This is a genomic window from Lentzea kentuckyensis (assembly GCF_002150765.1).
Taxonomy (GTDB): Bacteria; Actinomycetota; Actinomycetes; order Mycobacteriales; family Pseudonocardiaceae; genus Lentzea; species Lentzea kentuckyensis.
Map to the genome: position 1 here is coordinate 25,005 of NZ_MUYM01000032.1, position 19,133 is coordinate 44,137.

Here is a 19,133-nt window from a genome sequence, read left to right on the forward strand (position 1 = left end):
CGGGATCAAGGTCTCCAGCAGATCCCAGTAGTCGTCCTGCATCAGTCGTACACCCCTTCCAGAAACCACCTCTGGTCCCTGCGGATCAGCAGGAACGCCTGGTCGTTCGTCTGCACCTGGATGCGCGCGGCCCGGTGCGGATCCGGCGCCCACCACCGTTCGTCGACCGGCCACGGTCCGGCCCACGCCGCTATCTCCTGCGTTTTCCCTTTGACGATCAGCTTTTTCGGTTGTGCGGTGAGTTCGAGCCGGCCGGTGACGCCGACCGCGTTGCCCTCCGCGTCCTTCAACTCAACGGGGTCGTCGGCGAGCGTCGCGGGTGCTCTCGGAAGCCGGCCTGGCCACGGGTGGTCCGGGTTGGTCGACGACACCCGTTCGTCACCCCACGGCACGAGCCTGACCTGCTCCTTCGGCCCTCTGCCGCCGTCGAGCACCGGGGTGAGCACGGCGTCCGGGCCGAGCAGACCCTGGACGTGCGACAGGGCCCGCACCGCGCGTTCGTCGTCGTGGCCCCACAACCCGAGCTGCAGCGCGGTGCCGTTGACGACCTCGACGGGTTCGAGGGTGAGCGTCCTGATGCCGGACGTGAGCCGCTCGCGGGTGAGCCAGCCGTCGAGCTGCCAGCGCACGCGGTCCGCGATTCCCCGTGGTGTCAACGGTTCCGCGGCCCGCCAGACCCGGTGCAGTTCCTCGTCGGTCTCGGTGCGGGCGTGGATGCCGAGCCGCGTGCACGCGAGACTTCTGCTCGCGAGGTTCTCGTGCAGCCGTTCCGAGAGGATCTTCGCGGCGAACGCGGCCGAGTCGATGCGGTCGACCGGTTCGTCGAAGGTCTCCGCGACGGCGAGTTCGGGCGCGGGCCTGCGCTTGTCGAGCGGACGTTCGGGCAGGCCGCGCGCCAGCCGGTGCTGCCGGGTGGCCGGACCGCCGAACCTCGACGCGACGGCGTTCTCCGGCACCTCCGCGAACGCGCCGAGCGTCTTCAAACCCAGTCTGCGCAACAGGTCGACCAGCTCCGGCGCGTCGAGTTCGTGCACGCCCAACGGTCCGAGGAACTCCGCGGTCCGGCCCGGCGGCACGATCACGTTGCGGTGCGCGGCTTTCGTGGCCGCGAACAAGCTGTCGGCCACACCGACCTGAGCCTCGACGTTCGTCTGCGCCGCGATGTGGTCGACGATCCGTTCGGCTGCCTGCTCGGCGGTCTTGAAGTACCCGACCGGTCCCCGCGCCGGCACCGCGACCAGTCCCGGCTGCACGACCTCGATGCCGGGCGCGACCTCCTCGACGGCCACCGCGACCGGCTCGAAGAACCGGGCGTCGCGCTGCGGGTCGTGCTCGAAGGTGATCAGCTCGGGGCACATCGACTCGGCCATGCGCTTGCGCATCGCCCGGCGAATCCCCTCGGTGCGCGCCACGGCCGAGGTGGACACGATCTCGTTGCCGTCGACGACCGCCACCGGCACGTGCTGACCGGTGCCGGTGGCGGTGCAGGCGGCGACGACCGGCCAGTCCGGGCACCAGACCGCGAGGAGACGGGTGTCCTTCACGCAGGACGACCTCGGGTTGTAGCCCGCTTGGCGGCCAGTTCGTCAGCCCGGTCCGGACCGGCATCAGCCGGCTCGTCGGACCCGGCCGGTTCGCCGGCCACCAGCGGGAGCTCGATTTCCTCTTCCCCGAACGTCAGCAGCACGTGCCGCGGCTTGCCCGCCGAGCCACGGCCGCCGCTGCGCACGCTGATCTCCTGGCGCCGCAACGTTTCCGCGCCGTCGTCGAGCGGGTTCCAGCGCACGGACTCCGCGGTCAGCTCCACGTCGGCCGAGGGCCAGGAACCGAACGCGATGAGCACCGCACGGCGTTGGCGCGCGCGGGCCGTCAGCCGACGCGCGAGTGAGGGAGGTAGTGGGCAGGCGACGGCCACCAGGTCGAGGCCGTCCAGCAGGGCCGCGATCACCGGGCCCGGATCGGAGCCGGGGCGTGGGACGAGTGCCAGCCGCTGCACCGAGACCCCGAGCTCGGCCGCGGCCAGCACGCCCACCTGCGGCAGACCGACCACGGCGGCCCAACAGCCGTCCGCGGTCGCTCCCGCGAGCAGGGCGAGCAGCAGCGATGTCGATCCGCCCACCGACACCGTGCTGCCTCGCCGCAAGCCGCCCCACGGCAGCAGGCCCGCCAGTCCCCCGCGAACCGGCAGCACCCGCCCCGTGGTGTGGTCGGTGGTGGTGCTGGTCAGCTCGCTGGCCGGGTTCACCCCGAGCGCGGCCAACGACGCCGTTGCCGACCTGGACACTCCACCCACCTCCCGTCTCGGACCGTGCGCACCCCTGTGCACGGCCGCCGCGGGAAGTTCGGCGACTTGCTTATTCGAACTCTTGTTCGAACGAACGGGATGATCGTAGCGCGCGGGCGCACCCCTGTGTCAATGCCACAGCGTCACTCTTTCGGGGGACAGGCCCACGGGGCCTCGCAAGGTCATCTACGGTGGCCGGATCACTGGGACTTACTGGGGAAACCGTGAACCAACCACCACCACACGGCTGGCATCAGCAGATGCCGCCGCAACCACAGGGCTGGCAGCAACCACCACCCGGATGGCAGCAGCCTCCGCCGGGTTACGGCCCTCCGCCGGCACCGAAGAAGAGCAAGGCACCGCTGATCATCGCGATCCTCGCCGGTGTGCTGGTGCTGGGCGGCCTGGCCACCGGCCTCGTCGTCTACCTCGACGTCCACAAGGACGGCGGCGAGCCCAAGCGCGCCGACCAGCTGCCGGCGTTGTGCGGCAACATCTCCGAGACCGCGCTGGCCAAGGCGCGGACCACGAACCCGAACAAGCTGGGTTCGTCCGAACTGGAGATGGGCGACGACGGCAAGCGCACGATCTGCTCGTGGCACCAGACCAAGGGCGTCGACGGCAGCGGCTACCGCAGCTCGGACGTGTACGTCACGACCAAGGCGAACGAGAGCGTCGACGAGATCGTGGCGGACCACATGAAGACCAGGGGTGTGCCTCAGCAGAAGCCGCTCGACGGGCTCGGCGACCAGGCCGCGGCGGTGCTGGTGGTGGACAAGTCCGCGCTCACGGACATCTGGATCATCGTGCGCAAGGGTGACACCGTCGTCCAGGTCGACTACGGCGGCTGGGACGCGGGCCTGTTCACCAACACCAAGCCCGACGTCGCCGAGTTCGAGGCCGCCGCCAAAGGCCTCGCCGCGGAGATGGTCGCGAAGCTCTGACCCGAACGATGAAGGGCTCCTTCATCCACGTGAGGTGGATGAAGGAGCCCTTCATCGACATCAGTGAGCGAAGTGGCGCGTACCGGTCAGGTACAGCGTCACGCCGTGCTCCTCGGCCTTCGCGATCACCTCGGGGTCGCGCACCGAACCACCGGGCTGCACGACCGCGCGCACACCGGCCTCCAGCAGCACCTCGAGCCCGTCCGGGAACGGGAAGAACGCGTCCGACGCGGCGACCGCGCCCTTGGCCCGCTCACCCGCGCGCTTCACCGCGAGGTGCGACGAGTCGACCCGGTTGACCTGGCCCATGCCGACGCCGACGGTGGCGCCGTTGTCCGCCAGCAGGATCGCGTTGGACTTCACCGCGCGGATGGCGCGCCACGCGAACTCCAGGTCCGCCAGCGTCTTCTCGTCCGCGGGCTTGCCGCAGGCCAACGTCCAGTTCGCCGGCGAGTCACCGGAGGCGTCGATGGCGTCGCGCTGCTGGAGCAGCAGACCGCCGGACACCGGACGCATCTCGGCACCGCCACGAGCAGGTGCCTCGGCGACCAGGATGCGCACGTTCTTCTTGCGCTGCAACACCTCCACCGCACCGTCCGCATAGGACGGAGCGATGACGACCTCGGTGAAGATCTCCGAGACGAACTCGGCCATCTCGACGGTGACCTCGCGGTTCGCCGCGATGATGCCGCCGAACGCGCTGACCGGGTCGCACTCGTGCGCCTTGCGGTGCGCGTCCGCGATGCTGACCTCGGACACCGCGATGCCGCACGGGTTCGCGTGCTTGATGATCGCGACGCAGGGCAGCTCGTGGTCCCACGCGGCACGCCAGGCGGCGTCGCCGTCGAGGAAGTTGTTGTACGACATCTCCTTGCCGTGCAACTGCTTCGCCGACGCCAGACCGCCACGGCCGTCGCCCTGGACGTACAGCGCGGCGTTCTGGTGCGGGTTCTCGCCGTAGCGCAGCACGTTCGACCGGTTCCAGGTCGCGCCGACCCAGCCGGGGAAGCCGGAACCCTCGTCGTCGGGCGCCAGCACGTTGCCGATCCACGACGCCACAGCCACGTCGTAGGTCGCGGTGTGGCGGAACGCGTCCGCGGCCAGCTTCTGCCGGTCGGCCAGGGTGAAGCCGCCCTCGCGGACGTTCTCCAGCACCCAGTCGTAGCGCGCCGGGTCGACGACGACCGCGACGTTCGCGTGGTTCTTCGCCGACGCGCGCACCATCGCGGGGCCGCCGATGTCGATCTGCTCGACGCACTCGTCGGGGCTCGCGCCGGACGCGACGGTCTGCGTGAACGGGTACAGGTTCACGACCAGCAGGTCGAACGGCGCGATGTCCATCTCGCGCAGCTGCTCGACGTGCGACTCCTTGCGCAGATCGGCCAACAGCCCGGCGTGCACGCGCGGGTGCAGCGTCTTGACGCGGCCGTCGAGGCACTCGGGGAACCCGGTCACCTGCTCGACCGGCGTCACCGGGACGCCCGCGTCGGCGAGGACCTTCGCGGTGCCGCCGGTGGAGACGATCTCGACTCCGGCCGCGTGCAGGCCGGTGGCCAGTTCCAGCAGGCCGGCCTTGTCGGAGACCCCGATCAGGGCCCGGCGGACCGGTCGCCTCTCGGCAGGAGTGCTCACGGAATGCTCACCTTTCGTCCGTTCACGGTGCAGCCCTCGCGGGCCAGCCTGCCGACCGTCTCGACGAGCAGCCGGCGTTCGACGACCTTGATGCGTTCGTGCAGGGTCTCTTCGGTGTCGCCGGGTTCGACGACCACGGCCTCCTGCGCGAGGATCGGCCCGGTGTCGACGCCCGCGTCGACCAGGTGCACCGTCGATCCGGTGACGTGCACGCCGTAGTCCAGCGCGTCGCGGACGCCGTGGGCGCCGGGGAACGCGGGCAGCAGCGCGGGGTGGGTGTTGATCATCCGGCCGCCGAAGCGCGCCAGGAAAGCCGGACCGATGATCTTCATGAAGCCGGCGGACACCACGAGGTCGGGCTTGAAGGAGGCCACCGCCTCGGTCAGCGCGACGTCCCACGCGGCTCGGTCGGCGTGGTCGCGCAGCTTCACGGCGAAGTGCGGCACCCCGGCGCGTTCGGCGCGCTTGAGGCCCTCGATGTTCTCGCGGTCGGCGCCGACCGCGACCACCTCGATCGGGAGGTCGGCGTCCAGCAACGCCTGCATGAGGGTTCCGGAACCGGAGACGAGTACGACGACGCGCGCCGGTGCGGGAAGCCGAAGTTCGGTGCTCAGCGTCTACTCCTGGGCGTGGCGTGTTGTAGCAGCTCAGGGGCAGTTTAGGCGGTCACCGTTCTGGCTTGCCGTCCAGGTCCTCCTCGGGCTCCATGCCGAGCATCTCGTCGAACTCCGCGTCGAGGTCCTCGTCGTCGTCGACGACCTCCTCTTCGGCGTCCTCGTCGACGGGTTCGTCGTCTTCCTCTTCGTCGACAACGGCTTCTTCGTCGAGGTCTTCGTCGTCGAGGTCTTCTTCTTCGTAGTCCTCGTCGTACTCGTCTTCGTCGTAGTAGTCGTCGTCCTCGAGGTCTTCCTCGACCTCGAACTCGTCGGCGTCCACGACCTCGAGCTGCTCGAACTGCTCGGTGAGCTCGTCGTCCTCGAACACGACGTCCGGATCGGCGGCTTCTTCGTCGTAGTCCGGCTCGACGAACTCAGCGGCCCCGGCCGCGACGGCCTTCGTGCGGGACCCGGCGAGCCAGGCGACCAGCGCACCCGGCACCAGCACCCACAGCGCCACCATCAGCGCGAGCAAGCCCGCCGGCACCGTCACCGGGTCGAACGCGCCGGACGCCAGCCGGCCACCGGCCGTCGCGGCGAGCACCAGGCTGCCCACGGCCGCCGTGATCGCGGCGACCAGCACCGCGCGGATCCGCGAGGAGGGCCGGTCGGACACCTTGCGGCAGGTCCAGCCGACGAACGCGCCGATCAGCGCCGCGCCCACCAGCACGACCGGGCTCCACACGAACCGGTTCTCCGGCATCGCCGCCAGCAGCGGCACCGGCGGCACCGGGCCACCGACGAACCGCATCGGCGACACCTCGACCCCGCCCAGCGAGAACCCGGCACCGACGACGTACGAGAACCCGGCGATGATCGCGTTCGGCAGATAGCCGAGGCACAGCAGGAACACGCCGAGGCCGACCCCGAACGACGGACCCGCCCCCGCGAAGAGCTCGCTGGTGCGGGACCACGAGGCCGCGAGCCCTGCCGCCACCGCCAGCGAACCCGCGCCGACCAGGGCGAACAACGCCATGAACCCGGCGCGCAGACCGTGCAGCGCCACCGGGTCGAGCTTGTCGAACACCATCTCGACCAGGCCGCAGCGGCGGGCGACACCGATCGTGGCCGCGAGACCGGACACGGCGGCGCAGCCGAAGAACGCGACGGCGGGCGTGGCGCGCACGACCCCCTCGCCCATCACCAACGCGATCGCGCCGCCGACGACGGCGTGTGCCCCGGCGATGCTCAGCACGACGCCACGGGCCTGGAGTGGTTCGTAAAGGCCGAGCCGGTCCGCGGTGCCCGCGGCGGTGCGGCCGACCAGCAGCATCAGCAACGCGGTGGGCAGCAGCGGCAACACCCCGAGCTGGCCCGCGTCGAAGCGCAACGGCACGTGGTGAGCGGCCAGCCACGCGGGCGCGGCGGCGCTGAGCACCCCGGACGTGGAGAAGTCGGCGTACGTCGCCGTCGCGGAGACCAGTGCGAGCACCGCGGCCACCGCCGCGTACCCGACGACCACCGACCCGGCCGCCGCCGCGACGAGCACGCGCATGCGTTCGGACCGCGAGAACTCCGGCGGGCGCACGGTGGTGACCTCGCGGGTCACATCGCGTTGCAGCACGGGCACTTCTCCACTGTGTCAGGCGGGCTGAGCCGTTCGGGTGAGGCACGCCGGGTCATACGACAGGGGTGGCGCCGGAAGTCCCGGCACCACCCCTGGAGTCGATCGGTGTGCGGACCTTACTGCTGAGGTCCGCCGAAACCACCGGGCGGCGTGCCCGGCGAGCCGAACTGGCCCGGCTGCGGCATGAAGCTGGTCTGCTGCGGCGGCTGACCCGGCTGCGCGGGCTGCTGGGGCTGCTGACCGAACTGCTGCTGCTGGCCGAACGACGGCTGCTGCTGAGGTGCCTGCTGCTGGGGCGCCTGCTGGGGAGCGCCGTGCTGCGGGTGCTGCCCCTGCTGCGGGAACGCGCCGGACTGCGGGTTCCAGCCACCGGGCTGGCCCTGACCGGGATGTCCCGCGTACGGGTTCGCCGGCTTCGGCTCGAACTTCACGATGCCCTCGGCGAGCAGGAAGGCGAGCACGATCGCCGCCGTCTCCAGCAGCGCGACGATGAGCAGCACGATGTCGAGGCCCTGCACGGACGGCGACTTGATGATGCCCTGCAGCTGCAGCAGCGTCTGCACGGCCGCGAGGACCGCGGCGACCGGAACGAAGCCCTTCGGGATGCTCGGCAGCACCGAGAGCCCGGCGAGCGCGCCCGCGGCGAGCAGGTAGACGACGTTGCCGCTGTTGACGTCGTCGGCGAACGCGACGAGGTACGCGACGAGCCCGAGACCTGCCGCGACCAGCGGAAGGATCAGGCCGAGGTTGATGTTGTTGGCGCCCGGGGCGCCAGGAGCGCCGTGGGCCTGAGGCGGTGCCTGGTGCTGTGCCGGACCCGGCGGCTGCTGTTGGGGTGCGCCGTAAGGCACGGACATGTCAGGTCTCCTCCAACCGAGTGATGCTGCAAAACGCTACTTGACGCACATGTTCAGACGATGACCGGATCATGCCGGTTCCGCCATACGAGCAAAGGGCCGGACTCCGAAAGTACTCGGAATCCGGCCCTTGGGGTGCTCAAAGTGGCGTGCTCAGAGCGCCTGCATGATCTCGCGCATCAGAGCGGCGGTCTCGGACGGCGTCTTGCCGACCTTGACGCCGGCGGCCTCGAGGGCCTCCTTCTTCGCCTGCGCGGTGCCCGCCGAGCCCGAGACGATGGCGCCGGCGTGGCCCATGGTCTTGCCCTCGGGGGCGGTGAAGCCCGCGACGTAGCCGACGACCGGCTTGGTCACGTTCTCCTTGATGTACGCGGCCGCGCGCTCCTCGGCGTCGCCGCCGATCTCACCGATCATCACGATCGCGACGGTCTCGTCGTCGGCCTGGAAGGCCTCGAGGGCGTCGATGTGCGTGGTGCCGATGATCGGGTCGCCACCGATGCCGATCGCGGTGGAGAAACCGAAGTCCCGCAGCTCGTGCATCATCTGGTAGGTCAGGGTGCCGGACTTCGACACCAGACCGATCTTGCCGCTGCCCGCGATGTTCGCGGGGATGATGCCGGCGTTCGACTTGCCGGGGCTGATGATGCCGGGGCAGTTCGGGCCGATGATGCGGGTCTTGTTGCCGGTCGCGACGGCGTGCGCCCAGAAGTAGGCCGTGTCGTGCACCGGGATGCCCTCGGTGATGACGACGGCCAGCTCGATCTCGGCGTCGATCGCCTCGAGCACGGCGGCCTTGGAGAAGGCCGGCGGCACGAAGATCACGGTCACGTTCGCGCCGGTGGCCTCCATGGCCTCCTTGACGGTGCCGAAGACCGGGAGCACGGTGCCGTCGAAGTCGACCTTCTCGCCGGCCTTGCGCGGGTTCACGCCACCGACGATGTTCGTGCCGGACGCGAGCATGCGCTTGGTGTGCTTGGTGCCCTCGGCACCGGTCATGCCCTGGACGATGACCTTGCTGTTCTCGTTGAGGAAGATAGCCATCGTTCAGACCCCCGCAGCCGCGAGCTCGGCGGCCTTGGCGGCCGCGTTGTCCATCGTGTCGACAACGGTCACCAGCGGGTGGTTGGCCTCGGCGAGAATCGCGCGGCCCTCCTCCACGTTGTTGCCGTCGAGGCGGACGACGAGCGGCTTGGTGGCCGAGTCGCCGAGGATCTCCAGCGCCTTCACGATGCCGTTGGCGACGGCGTCGCACGCGGTGATGCCACCGAAGACGTTGACGAACACCGAACGCACGGCCTCGTCGCCGAGGATGACGTCCAGGCCGTTCGCCATGACCTCGGCGGACGCGCCGCCGCCGATGTCGAGGAAGTTCGCGGGCTTCACGCCGTACTGCTCACCGGCGTACGCCACGACGTCCAGGGTGGACATCACGAGACCGGCGCCGTTGCCGATGATGCCGACCTCGCCGTCGAGCTTGACGTAGTTGAGGCCCTTCTCCTTGGCCTTGGCCTCGAGAGGGTTCTCCGCCTGCTTGTCGACCAGCTCCGCGTGCGCGGGGTGGCGGAAGTCGGCGTTCTCGTCCAGCGTGACCTTGCCGTCGAGCGCGACGATCTTGTCCTGCGGGTCGCGGACGAGCGGGTTGACCTCGACCAGCGTGGCGTCCTCGGAGACGAAGGTCTCCCAGAGCTTCACGATGGTGTCGACGACCTGGTCCTTGACCTCGGCCGGGAAGTTCGCCGCGTCGGCGATCTCCTTGGCCTTGGCCGCGTCGACACCCTTGATGGCGTCGATGTGGATCTTCGCGAGGGCCTCGGGCTTGGTGGCCGCGACCTCCTCGATGTCCATGCCGCCCTCAACGCTCGCCATGGCGAGGAAGGTGCGGTTGGCACGGTCGAGGAGGAAGGAGAAGTAGTACTCCTCCGCGATGTCGGAGGCAGGCGTCACCAGCACGCGGTGAACGATGTGCCCCTTGATGTCGAGGCCGAGGATGGCGGTCGCCTTCTCCTCGGTCTCCTCGGCGGTGGAAGCGAGCTTCACACCACCGGCCTTGCCGCGGCCGCCGGTCTTGACCTGGGCCTTGACGACGACCGGCTGGCCGAACTTCGCGGCGATGGCCTTGGCGTCGGCGGGGTTGGTGGCCACATCGCCCGGCAGTACCGGGACGCCGTGGGCGGCGAAAAGGTCTTTCGCCTGGTACTCGTACAGGTCCACTCGGGTCTCCTGCGACGTCGGTGTCGGAACACCGCGCCTGGGTGGTCCTCAAGGGGCCAAGCGAACCCACTTGACGCGGCTGGGCCCAGACACTATCGAGCTGCGGCTATCGCTCGCACGCCACACCTGGTGAGGTCGGTCTCAACGGCGGTGAGGTCGATCACGCGTGCGCGCGCGTATAGAGGAGAAGACGCGTGCACGGCCACTTTCGACGTGTGCACGGCCACTTTCACCGCGTTGCGCGAGCTCCCATCAAGCCGGCCGCGACGAGCAAAGCCGCTACCGACGCCAGCGCGAGCCACGTGCCGGGACCGGCCACCGCGTGCACGACCTTGCCTCCGGTCAGCGGCAGCTCCAGCGCACGCACGCCGAGCAACAACACAGCCCCCGCCAGCATCGCGGCACCGCGAGCGGGGGTCGAGCGCACCGCGACCACCAGCCCGATGATCAGCAGGACGAGCGAGGTGAGCAACGACCACGAGACCGCGGGGTCGGCGTCCGGCAGCAGCGTCGGCGCCGTGTAGTTGTCACCGCGCACGGCCGGCAACGCGAAGGCGCCCGCCGCGAAGAGCCCGGCCAGCAGCACCGCGCCCAGTTCGGCGACCGGCATCTCCTGCTTCTTGCCGACGTCGGCGTTCTCCCGCTCGACGGCACCGGCGAGACCCGCGCAGGTCAACGCGAGCAGGCCGAGGGGGAACTCGACGATCATCAGCCAGAACCCGGCACCCGGCTGTGCGATGCCCGCCTGGCTCGCGGCCACGACCGGCTGGGTCGCGCCGGCCGCGGCGAGCTGCATGGCGAGATAGCCGAACAGCAGCGCCGGGCGCACCGCACCGGCGAGCGACGGCATCAGCAACGCGAGCCCGAGCAGGCCGAACGCGATGCCGGCCGGCCAGAGGAGGTTCGCGGACGCCAGCTCCGGCGCCTTGCCGCCGGTGGTCAGGACGAGCTGCGGAACCGACGCGCCGATGACCATGAAGGCGGCCGCGAGCACGCTGAGGACGCCCGCCGTCACGTGCATGCGGCGGATCGACGGCAACGCGAGGTCGTGCTTCTCGTCACGCTTGCCGCGCAGCAGCCGCACCAACCGGGCCAGCGGCGGCACGGTGGGCAGCGCGAGCGCGGCGAGCAGCGCGAGGACCGGGCCCACTGAGATGGTGAGACCGGAGACGACCGTTCCGGCCACCAGCGGCGGCAGTACTACCGCGAGCAGGGCGAGCGAGACACCGAGCACCCCACCCTCGCGGGTGTCCGGGTCGGGAGAGCTGGCCGCGAGCGCGGTGGCGAGCGGCGCGGCGAGCACGATCAGCAGACCACCGGTCAGCCCGATCACCGGCAGGTCCCACGGGCCGCGGTCGAGCTGGAACGGGTCCGAGGAGCTGAACGGCTTGCCGAGCAACCCGATCGTCGCCCACGCGGCGATGATCACGTGCAGGGCCACCAGGCCGGGCGGCTCCGACGCGTCCGCGGGCATGCCGGCGCGCCCGGCGGCCAGCAGGCCACCCGCGACCACCAGCACGTGCCCGGCGAGCAACAGCCACACGCCCGCAGACGGGGTGACCGCGATGAGAGTGGCCGGCCGGAACAGCTCGGGCCGCGCCACCGCCATCGCGTTGATGACGATCTGCAGGTCGCTGAGCAGCCGCCCGAAGGCGAAGACGCCCACCGCGGCGATCAGTCCCGCCGCCACGAACGGCCTGCCGCGCATCAGCAGCACACCCGCGACGGCCGGCGGCAGCAGCGCGAGCAGGGCGAGCAGCGGCCACGACGTGAACGCGGGTTCCGCCCCGTCGACCACGCCGACCAGCGGGCCTGCCGCGAGGAGGAGGGAGCCTGCGGCGGCGAGCGCCCACGAGGCGCGCAGTCGTGCGGCGGCCGGGGTCTGGTTCTCGAGCTCGGTTCGAGTCATCGCGGGCGAACCTAGCAAGTGGGATGTGAGGTTCGGTGTCACCGTCAGCTACCTAATGAGACGAAATTCGTTCGCATGTGGAAAACGTCCGGCGGGTACTGCTAACCGGTGACTTCATCACTTACCGTCGCTCATATGAGCGACAACGGCCGGTCGTGGATGACGCGTCTGACTGACGCCGTCCTCGATCGCGCCGGCTGGGGAGTGCACACCGCGCGGGACGTCGCCGAAGAGGTCAAGGTCGCGCTGCGCGCCATGGCCACCCCCGGCGGGATGCGCGGTGTCGCGATGGAAGCGGCCTGGTTGACGGCCCACGCGGTGCTCTACCCGTGGGGCGCGATCACCGAACAGCTGCGCCCGGAGGGCCATCTCCGGCACTACCGGACGGACGGTCTGCCACCCCGCCAGCGCGGGCTGATGGTTTCGGCGATGGACGCGGTGGGCACCCCGATCGTGTTGGTGCACGGCATCGGGGACAACCGCTCCGCCTTCGCGGTGCTGTCGGGGGCGCTGCGAAGGCGGGGCTTCGGGGTGGTGCACGCCATCAACTACAGCGTGCTGACGGCGTTGACCGGTGACGTCCGCCGCTCGGCCGCCCTGCTCGGAGCACACATCGAGCGCATCTGCGAACAGACCGGCGCGGATCAGGTGCATGTCGTCGGCCATTCGCTCGGCGGTCTCATCGCCAGGTATTACGTGCAACGACTGCACGGCGACTCACGCGTTCGCACACTCGTAACACTGGGAACGCCGCACAAGGGCACGCTCGCCGCTTATCTGCTGCCGACTCCACTGACCAAGCAGCTCCGGCCCGGCTCCGAACTCCTGCAGGAGCTCGCCGAGCCCTGCCGGCCGTGCCGCACGCGGTTCGTCGCCGTGTGGTCGGAGATGGATCAGATCATCGTGCCTCAGCGCAACGCCCGACTGGAGCACCCGTCATTACTCGTCGAAGAGCACCAGATACGTGATTCAGGTCACCTTTCCCTCCCGGTTGACACGAGGACTCTTCACGTAGTTGTGACGGCCATCACCCGATCGGATGACTCTGCGGGTCACCCCATCGCCGCTGGCGGCGAGGCGTGTCGGCCGCCGGAAGTGACCGACGGTCACAGTTGACAGTTGAAACCTCCTGGTCGCCGCCCGTTAGAGCGATATAACGAACTGGGGTTTGCCCTCCGAGGCTTCCCGCCGTTACTGTCCCCCGGTCCGTTGTCACGGTCTGGTCACAGAAGGACACCGAGTCAGAACCCCGAAATTCTGGCTCACCGGGATCCCCCGCCCGGCAGTCCACCGGCCAGACTCCCCGAAGGCGGAAGGGCAAGTTTTGAGTCACCACCGCTCCCCCGGCGGCCATGAACGCAGTGCTGCGCTTGATGAGGCAGTCGACCGCGCTTCCACGCGCACCGTCAGCTCCCACCGGCTTCCCCCGCCTCCGTCGGCGCTTCGCGGACGCATCGTCGTCGCCGCCGTCGCAGTGGGCGCGTTCGCCGCCGCGGGCGCAGGTCAGACCCTCCAGGCCGCTTCTGGCGACAACAACGACGTCCAGCTCGCGAACCACTCCGGTGGCGCCGCGACGTTCGACGGCAAGGGCGGCGACACCGCCTCCGCCCCGCAGATCCTCGCGGTCGCGAAGACCACCTCCGAAGGCTCCTCCGAGGCCGCCAAGCTCCTGCGCAGCCAGCAGCTCACCACCGAGCGCGACGCCGCGGAGGCCGAGAAGAAGCGCCCCAAGTTCGTCCGCCCCGCCGCCGGTGAGTTCACCTCCGGCTACGGCGGCCGCTGGGGCACCATGCACCTGGGCATCGACATCGCCGGCCCGATCGGCACGCCGATCCTGTCCGCCGCCGACGGCCGCGTGATCGAGGCAGGCCCCGCTTCCGGCTTCGGCCTCTGGGTCCGCGTCGAGCACGCCGACGGCACGATCACCGTGTACGGCCACGTCGACACGTACAGCGTCAAGGAAGGCCAGATCGTCAAGGCAGGCGAGCAGATCGCCCGCATGGGCAACCGCGGCTTCTCGACCGGCTCGCACCTGCACTTCGAGGTGTGGAACCCCGGTGGCCAGAAGATCAACCCGCTGACTTGGCTGAACGCTCGCGGCGTGACCGTCTGATTCGGCTCTTCCTGAACTACGGCTCAGCAGCTTTCTCGCGGGGTTGTGGCGATGCAGCCACCTCCGGGTGTGGGATCGGGGCCGTTCGACGCCTCAGGGGCCTCACAAGCCACTAACGGCGCTCGTGTCGCAGCTATTCCGCGCTCAAGCCAGGCTTGAGTCGGGTTCATGCTGAGCGAAGTAGGTCGTGGCCACTCGCCAGACCGAGCACATGTGCTTGCGCCAACGTGGGCCGCACGCCTTGCAGGCGCCGCTCTCGGTTGGCTCGTGCAGTCCGAGCAGGGTGCGCCAGGCCTCGATGAGCCTTGCCGTCTCCGGGGATTCCAGCTGGTTGAGGATTGCGAACACGCGTTCGTGCAGCAGCTGGGCCAGTACGTGATCCATGTCGAGCTCTCCCGCTGGGTTGAGGACCTCATGCGGTTGATGATGCTCGGTGGGTCTGACAATTTTTGAGGGTTGCCGGGCGATGGTGGCCTCGACGAGCCCTCAACAGGGCCGAGACTGGCGTTTTAGCGCGGCCGGACTGCTCTCCCGTTCAGTCCGGCCGCGCCATCGCCGCGAAGTTCTGGCCCCCGCCTTCCCTTCGCATCCCCTTCGTCTGCAGGCTGCTCCCCTTGCCGTTGGACCGCCCCGAACGTTCCGTTGGCTGTGCTGCTTGCGACACCCACATAGACGTACGTAGTTGGGTCTCGTTGCGCTGGATTTCGGAGATTTTTCGAAGTTTGTCGGGAGGTTGGGAAGTTGCAGGTCAGAGGGAGTGGGATTGTCCGGTTTGGGGCGGGGTGTACCGGGTTGCGTACGGGTCGCTTCGGTTCCGTAAGTCGGGGTCCTTCGGTCTGGCGCGACTCGTGACGGAACCACCCCACCCGATACGCATGCTGAGGACAGGACGGCTCGGCTGCGCCTTCGCCTCGCCTCCGGCATCGGGCTTGAGGGGCCCCTCGCGTGGCTCGACTTAGAGCTTGGTCATGGGGACGCTGCCGATCAGCATCAGGCGGACCGTGCCGGAGCCGCCGAAGTCGATCGTTGCGGTGGCTCGCAGGCCCGCGCCGTCCACTGCCACTACTCGGCCCAGGCCGTACTTGTCGTGGGTTACTCGGTCGCCCACGTCCAGCTTCATGGCTGGGGCGTCTTTCCAGCCCGCTTTGCCTGGGGCCGGGCGGGAGAGGCCTCGGGAGGCTATGCCGCCGCTTGAAGAGGCTGAGCGGCCCCAGGTTGTGGCTGCGGCTGGGGCTGAGCGGGAGGGTTCGACTCGGCGCCAGTCCAGTAGGTCTGGGGGGATTTCGGCCAGGAAGCGGGAGGCCGGGTTTGCCGAGGGTTGGCCCCAGGCTGAGCGGACCAGGGCTCGGGAGAGGTACAGGCGGCGTTGGGCTCGGGTGATGCCCACGTAGGCCAGGCGACGTTCTTCTGCCAGTTCGGCTGGGTCGCCCAGGGCTCGCATGTGTGGGAAGACGCCGTCTTCCCAGCCCGTGCTGAAGACGACCGGGTATTCGAGGCCCTTGGCCGTGTGGATGGTCATCAGGGTGACCACGCCGTCGGACTCGGCGTCCGGGATCGAGTCGGCGTCGGCTACCAGGGAGACGCGTTCCAGGAAGGCCGGGAGGGACGGGATCGGGTCGGCGCCTTCTGGGAGTTCCAGTTCGGTGAACTCGCGGGCGACGGTGACCAGTTCGTTGAGGTTTTCGATCCTCGTGTGGTCCTGGGGGTCTTCGCTGGCTTCCAGTTCGGTGCGGTAGCCGGTTTTTTCCAGGACCGCTTCCAGGATGTCGGCCACGTCGTCTTCGCGCTCGACCATTTCGCCCAGCTGGTCCATCAGTTCGACGAAACCGGCGATCGCGTTGCGGGAGCGCGGGTTCAGCATGGGGACGCGGTCGTGCACGGCTTCGCGGAGGGCGGCGGCGAAGCTGATTCGTTCGCGTTCCGCGTAGGCGGAGACGCAGGCTTCCGCTCGGTCGCCGATGCCTCGCTTGGGGACGTTGAGGATTCGGCGGAGGGAGACCGTGTCTTCCGGGTTGGCCAGCGTGCGCAGGTAGGCGAGGGCGTCGCGGACCTCTCGGCGCTCGTAGAAGCGGACGCCGCCGACCACTCGGTACGGGAGGCCCAGGCGGATGAAGATTTCCTCGAAGACGCGCGACTGGTTGTTGGTGCGGTAGAAGACGGCGATTTCGCTGTTGTTGACTTCGCCGCCGTCGACCAGGCGGTCGATCTCGTTGGCCACGAAGGCGGCTTCGTCGTGTTCGTTGTCGGCCACGTAGCCGACGATCTTCTCGCCCTCGCCGAGGTCGCTCCAGAGCGTTTTGTCGCGGCGGTTCGGGTTGCGGGAGATCACGGCGTTGGCGGCCGTGAGGATGTTCTGGGTGGAGCGGTAGTTCTGCTCCAGCAGGATCGTGGTGGCGTCCGGGTAGTCGCGCTCGAACTCCACGATGTTGCGGATGGTGGCGCCGCGGAAGGCGTAGATGGACTGGTCGGCGTCGCCGACCACGCAGAGTTCCGCTGGCGGGAGTTCGCCGCCTGCTTTGCCGACCAGTTCGCGCACCAGGGTGTACTGCGCGTGGTTGGTGTCCTGGTACTCGTCGACCAGGACGTGGCGGAAGCGGCGGCGGTAGTGCTCGGCCACGTCCGGGAAGGTCTGGAGGAGTTCGACGGTCTTCATGATGAGGTCGTCGAAGTCGAGCGAGTTGGACTCGCCCAGGCGCCGTTGGTAGACGGTGTAGACCTCGGCCACTCGGCGTTCCAGGTCGTTCGTGGCCTGGGCGGCGGCGGTCTCGGGGTCGATGAGCTCGTTCTTGAGGTTCGAGATGTGCACGGCGAGGGTGCGGGCCGCGTACTTCTTCGGGTCGAGGTCCAGATCCCGGGCGACGAGGGTGATGAGGCGGCGGGTGTCGTCGCTGTCGTAGATCGAGAAGTTCGACGACATGCCCAGCGTCTTGGCGTCGCGGCGCATCACGCGGACGCACATCGAGTGGAACGTCGACACCCACATGGAACGGGCGCGGGCGCCCACCATGTCGGCCACGCGCTCCTTCATCTCCGCGGCCGCCTTGTTCGTGAACGTGATGGCCATGATCTGGCCGGGGTGCACGTCACGTTCCGCGAGCAGGTACGCGATCCGCCTGGTGAGGACGCGCGTCTTGCCGGAGCCGGCGCCAGCCACCACGAGCAGGGGCGAGCCGGAGTGCTCGACGGCACGGCGCTGCGCGGGGTTCAGGTCGTCGAGCAGGTGGCCCGCGCGGGAAACGGGGGGACTTGAGGGCAAGTCGAACAAGGCGCTCATCGTTCATCCACGGTACCGGGCGGCACCGACAAAACCTGTACCCCCCGACCATGTGTTCGAAGAGATGCGGGTTCCCACCCTCCGGGCGGGTTTGGCGAGCCGCGGCGGTTCTGTGCAACACTGGGCTCATGCGCGCGACGTTCTTCGAGTTTTTCTACGGGATCCGGACTCCGGCTCCCGTGGTCGTCTAGCGCTGAAAAGCCACCACGAAGCCCCGGAGTCCTCGGACCCCGGGGCTTCGTTGCTTCCGGGCCAAGGACTCAAGCAGAGTCGAGAGGTCGTCGAAACGATGGACACCACCACCGAGCCGGACATCAACGAGCTGCGCCAGGAGATCGACCACCTGGACGCCGAAATACTGCGCCTCGTGCAACGCCGCGTCGAGGTTTCCAAGGTCATCGGCGCGGCCCGGATGGCGGCCGGCGGCACGAAGATCGTGCACAACCGCGAGATCGACGTGCTCAACCGCTACAAGCCGCTCGGGCCGGAGGGCAAGGACCTCGCGATGATCCTGCTGAAGATGGGCCGCGGCCCGCTCGGCAGGTAGGGAAAGCCCTGGCCCGGCGTCAGAGCACGCCGGGCCAAAAAGGCTTCAGGGCCCGCCGGACGTGCTCGAAGTCCGCGTCGACGAGCTGGGTGTCGTCCGGCACGTAGGCCAGCGGGTCCTCGATCAACGGTGCCGGCAGCCGCAGCAGCCCCTCGACCAGCGAGTGCAGGCAGAGCGCGGAGTATCCGCGCAGGTAGCCGCCTTCCTGGGTGAGCACGACGCGCGTCCCGAACGACGCCACCCGGCGCCCGATCTCGCGGTACCCGTGCGCCGTGAGGTTGTGCCGGCCGTTGGGGTCGAACGCCGAGCCGTCGAACCCGGACGCGCACACCAGCAGGTCCGGTGCGAACTCACGCAGCAGCGGGAACGCGATCTCGTCGAGCGCGCGTGTGTAGGCCGTGTCGCCCGCACCCAGTGACAGTTCGATGTTCACGTTCCGGCCGTTGGCGCCCACCTCCGACGGTGCGCCCGTCTGCGGGTGGTTCGTGCCCCACGAGCCGTGTCGCATGTGCACCGAGATGGTCAGCACGTCCGGTCGGTCGTAGAACACCTCCTGCGTGCCGTTGCCGTGGTGCACGTCCCAGTCCAGCACGGCGACCCGCATCCCTTGGCGCCGCGCGGTTTCCGCCACGAGCGCCGCGTTGTTCACGAAGCAGTAGCCGTCCGCCAGGTCCGGCTGGGCGTGGTGACCGGGCGGTCGGACGAGCGCGTACGCGAGGGGTGCGTCGGATGCCAGGGCGGCCAACGAGGTTCCCGCCGCCGCGCACACCGCACGCCATGTTTCCGGCCCCACGACCGTGTTCACTTCCAGCGCCACACGCTCGGACACTCGCAACGAGTCCAGGTACTCAGCCGTGTGCACGCGCAGCAACTCGTCAATGGACGCGTGCCGTCCCTCATGCCACGTCAGGTGCGAGGCCACCGGGCCGTGCGTCAGCGCGTGCCGGAACGTGCGCAACCGCGCGGCGGTCTCCGGGTGCGGTTCGGCGACGTCCAGCCACGGCCAGGAGCCCGGCAGCTCCCACAGGCCCTCGCCGGCGTCGTGCTCGAGGCAGTCGTCGTGCCAGAACATGTCCACCCGAATCGGATATCAGGGCGATCACGGATGGTCCATCGAAAAAATCTGGAGGCACACTGGA

General features: G+C 69.3%; 16 protein-coding genes. 4 read left to right on the forward strand and 12 right to left on the reverse strand.

All coding sequences use genetic code 11. The features are described from left to right. Positions 1-41: 41 nt before the first annotated feature. The gene (locus B0F77_RS16865; RefSeq protein WP_086663855.1) at positions 42-1,544 is read right to left on the reverse strand and encodes a DNA polymerase Y family protein; all 1,503 of its coding nucleotides are present in this window, start codon (positions 1,542-1,544) and stop codon (positions 42-44) included. After that, positions 1,541-2,284: a hypothetical protein gene (locus tag B0F77_RS16870; protein ID WP_245848295.1), complete on the reverse strand. Its 744-nt coding sequence runs from the start codon at positions 2,282-2,284 to the stop codon at positions 1,541-1,543. Before B0F77_RS16870 ends, B0F77_RS16865 begins: the two co-directional genes overlap by 4 nt. Before the next feature lie 260 nt (positions 2,285-2,544). Between B0F77_RS16870 and B0F77_RS16875 the strand changes: the two genes are divergently transcribed. Beyond that, positions 2,545-3,228, forward strand: a complete 684-nt coding sequence (locus tag B0F77_RS16875) for a hypothetical protein (protein ID WP_086663856.1) — start codon at positions 2,545-2,547, stop codon at positions 3,226-3,228. A 60-nt stretch (positions 3,229-3,288) separates the two neighbouring features. Here the strand turns inward: B0F77_RS16875 and purH are convergent, their stop codons facing one another. From purH to B0F77_RS16910, 7 genes are all read right to left on the reverse strand, one after another. Then, complete coding sequence (purH, locus tag B0F77_RS16880) at positions 3,289-4,860, reverse strand: bifunctional phosphoribosylaminoimidazolecarboxamide formyltransferase/IMP cyclohydrolase (RefSeq protein WP_086663857.1); 1,572 nt, start codon at positions 4,858-4,860, stop codon at positions 3,289-3,291. After that, positions 4,857-5,474: a phosphoribosylglycinamide formyltransferase gene (gene purN / locus B0F77_RS16885; RefSeq protein ID WP_086663858.1), complete on the reverse strand. Its 618-nt coding sequence runs from the start codon at positions 5,472-5,474 to the stop codon at positions 4,857-4,859. Before purN ends, purH begins: the two co-directional genes overlap by 4 nt. A 52-nt stretch (positions 5,475-5,526) precedes the next feature. Then, the gene (locus B0F77_RS47915; RefSeq protein ID WP_158102726.1) at positions 5,527-7,086 is read right to left on the reverse strand and encodes a cell division protein PerM; all 1,560 of its coding nucleotides are present in this window, start codon (positions 7,084-7,086) and stop codon (positions 5,527-5,529) included. A 113-nt stretch (positions 7,087-7,199) separates the two neighbouring features. Next, a complete protein-coding gene (locus B0F77_RS16895; protein ID WP_086663859.1) occupies positions 7,200-7,940 on the reverse strand; it encodes a DUF5336 domain-containing protein in 741 nt (246 codons plus the stop codon). 153 nt (positions 7,941-8,093) lie between these two features. Beyond that, entirely contained in the window at positions 8,094-8,981 is an 888-nt protein-coding gene (gene sucD / locus B0F77_RS16900; protein ID WP_086663860.1) for a succinate--CoA ligase subunit alpha, read from the reverse strand. A gap of 3 nt (positions 8,982-8,984) precedes the next feature. Beyond that, entirely contained in the window at positions 8,985-10,151 is a 1,167-nt protein-coding gene (sucC, locus tag B0F77_RS16905; RefSeq protein ID WP_086663861.1) for an ADP-forming succinate--CoA ligase subunit beta, read from the reverse strand. A gap of 229 nt (positions 10,152-10,380) precedes the next feature. Then, positions 10,381-12,060, reverse strand: coding sequence for a hypothetical protein (locus B0F77_RS16910; RefSeq protein WP_086663862.1), 1,680 nt, complete (start codon positions 12,058-12,060; stop codon positions 10,381-10,383). 135 nt (positions 12,061-12,195) lie between these two features. Between B0F77_RS16910 and B0F77_RS16915 the strand changes: the two genes are divergently transcribed. Both B0F77_RS16915 and B0F77_RS16920 read left to right on the forward strand, forming a co-directional pair. Next, on the forward strand, positions 12,196-13,176 hold the full coding sequence (locus tag B0F77_RS16915) for an esterase/lipase family protein (protein ID WP_245848300.1): 981 nt from the start codon (positions 12,196-12,198) through the stop codon (positions 13,174-13,176). A gap of 358 nt (positions 13,177-13,534) precedes the next feature. Continuing rightward, entirely contained in the window at positions 13,535-14,173 is a 639-nt protein-coding gene (locus B0F77_RS16920; RefSeq protein WP_245848302.1) for a M23 family metallopeptidase, read from the forward strand. Between the two features lie 144 nt (positions 14,174-14,317). Here B0F77_RS16920 and B0F77_RS16925 read toward each other — a convergent pair whose 3' ends face one another. Next, on the reverse strand, positions 14,318-14,557 hold the full coding sequence (locus B0F77_RS16925; protein ID WP_143466781.1) for a hypothetical protein: 240 nt from the start codon (positions 14,555-14,557) through the stop codon (positions 14,318-14,320). 571 nt (positions 14,558-15,128) lie between these two features. Beyond that, positions 15,129-17,447, reverse strand: a complete 2,319-nt coding sequence (gene pcrA, locus B0F77_RS16930; protein ID WP_086663865.1) for a DNA helicase PcrA — start codon at positions 17,445-17,447, stop codon at positions 15,129-15,131. Between the two features lie 241 nt (positions 17,448-17,688). Between pcrA and B0F77_RS50875 the strand changes: the two genes are divergently transcribed. Next, positions 17,689-17,994 (forward strand): chorismate mutase, encoded by a 306-nt coding sequence (locus B0F77_RS50875; protein ID WP_425435665.1) that lies wholly within the window; start codon positions 17,689-17,691, stop codon positions 17,992-17,994. 19 nt (positions 17,995-18,013) lie between these two features. Here the strand turns inward: B0F77_RS50875 and B0F77_RS16940 are convergent, their stop codons facing one another. Next, entirely contained in the window at positions 18,014-19,066 is a 1,053-nt protein-coding gene (locus B0F77_RS16940; protein ID WP_086663932.1) for an arginase family protein, read from the reverse strand. Between the last annotated feature and the right edge of the window lie 67 nt (positions 19,067-19,133).

Coding starts and splice junctions, on each gene's coding strand:
- B0F77_RS16910 (WP_086663862.1), bottom strand. CDS start 12,060: ATGACTCGAACCGAGCTCGAGAACCAGACCCCGGCCGCCGCACGACTG.
- B0F77_RS16925 (WP_143466781.1), bottom strand. CDS start 14,557: ATGGATCACGTACTGGCCCAGCTGCTGCACGAACGCGTGTTCGCAATC.
- pcrA (WP_086663865.1), bottom strand. CDS start 17,447: ATGAGCGCCTTGTTCGACTTGCCCTCAAGTCCCCCCGTTTCCCGCGCG.
- B0F77_RS16940 (WP_086663932.1), bottom strand. CDS start 19,066: ATGTTCTGGCACGACGACTGCCTCGAGCACGACGCCGGCGAGGGCCTG.
- B0F77_RS16895 (WP_086663859.1), bottom strand. CDS start 7,940: ATGTCCGTGCCTTACGGCGCACCCCAACAGCAGCCGCCGGGTCCGGCA.
- B0F77_RS16875 (WP_086663856.1), top strand. CDS start 2,545: ATGCCGCCGCAACCACAGGGCTGGCAGCAACCACCACCCGGATGGCAG.
- B0F77_RS16915 (WP_245848300.1), top strand. CDS start 12,196: ATGAGCGACAACGGCCGGTCGTGGATGACGCGTCTGACTGACGCCGTC.
- sucD (WP_086663860.1), bottom strand. CDS start 8,981: ATGGCTATCTTCCTCAACGAGAACAGCAAGGTCATCGTCCAGGGCATG.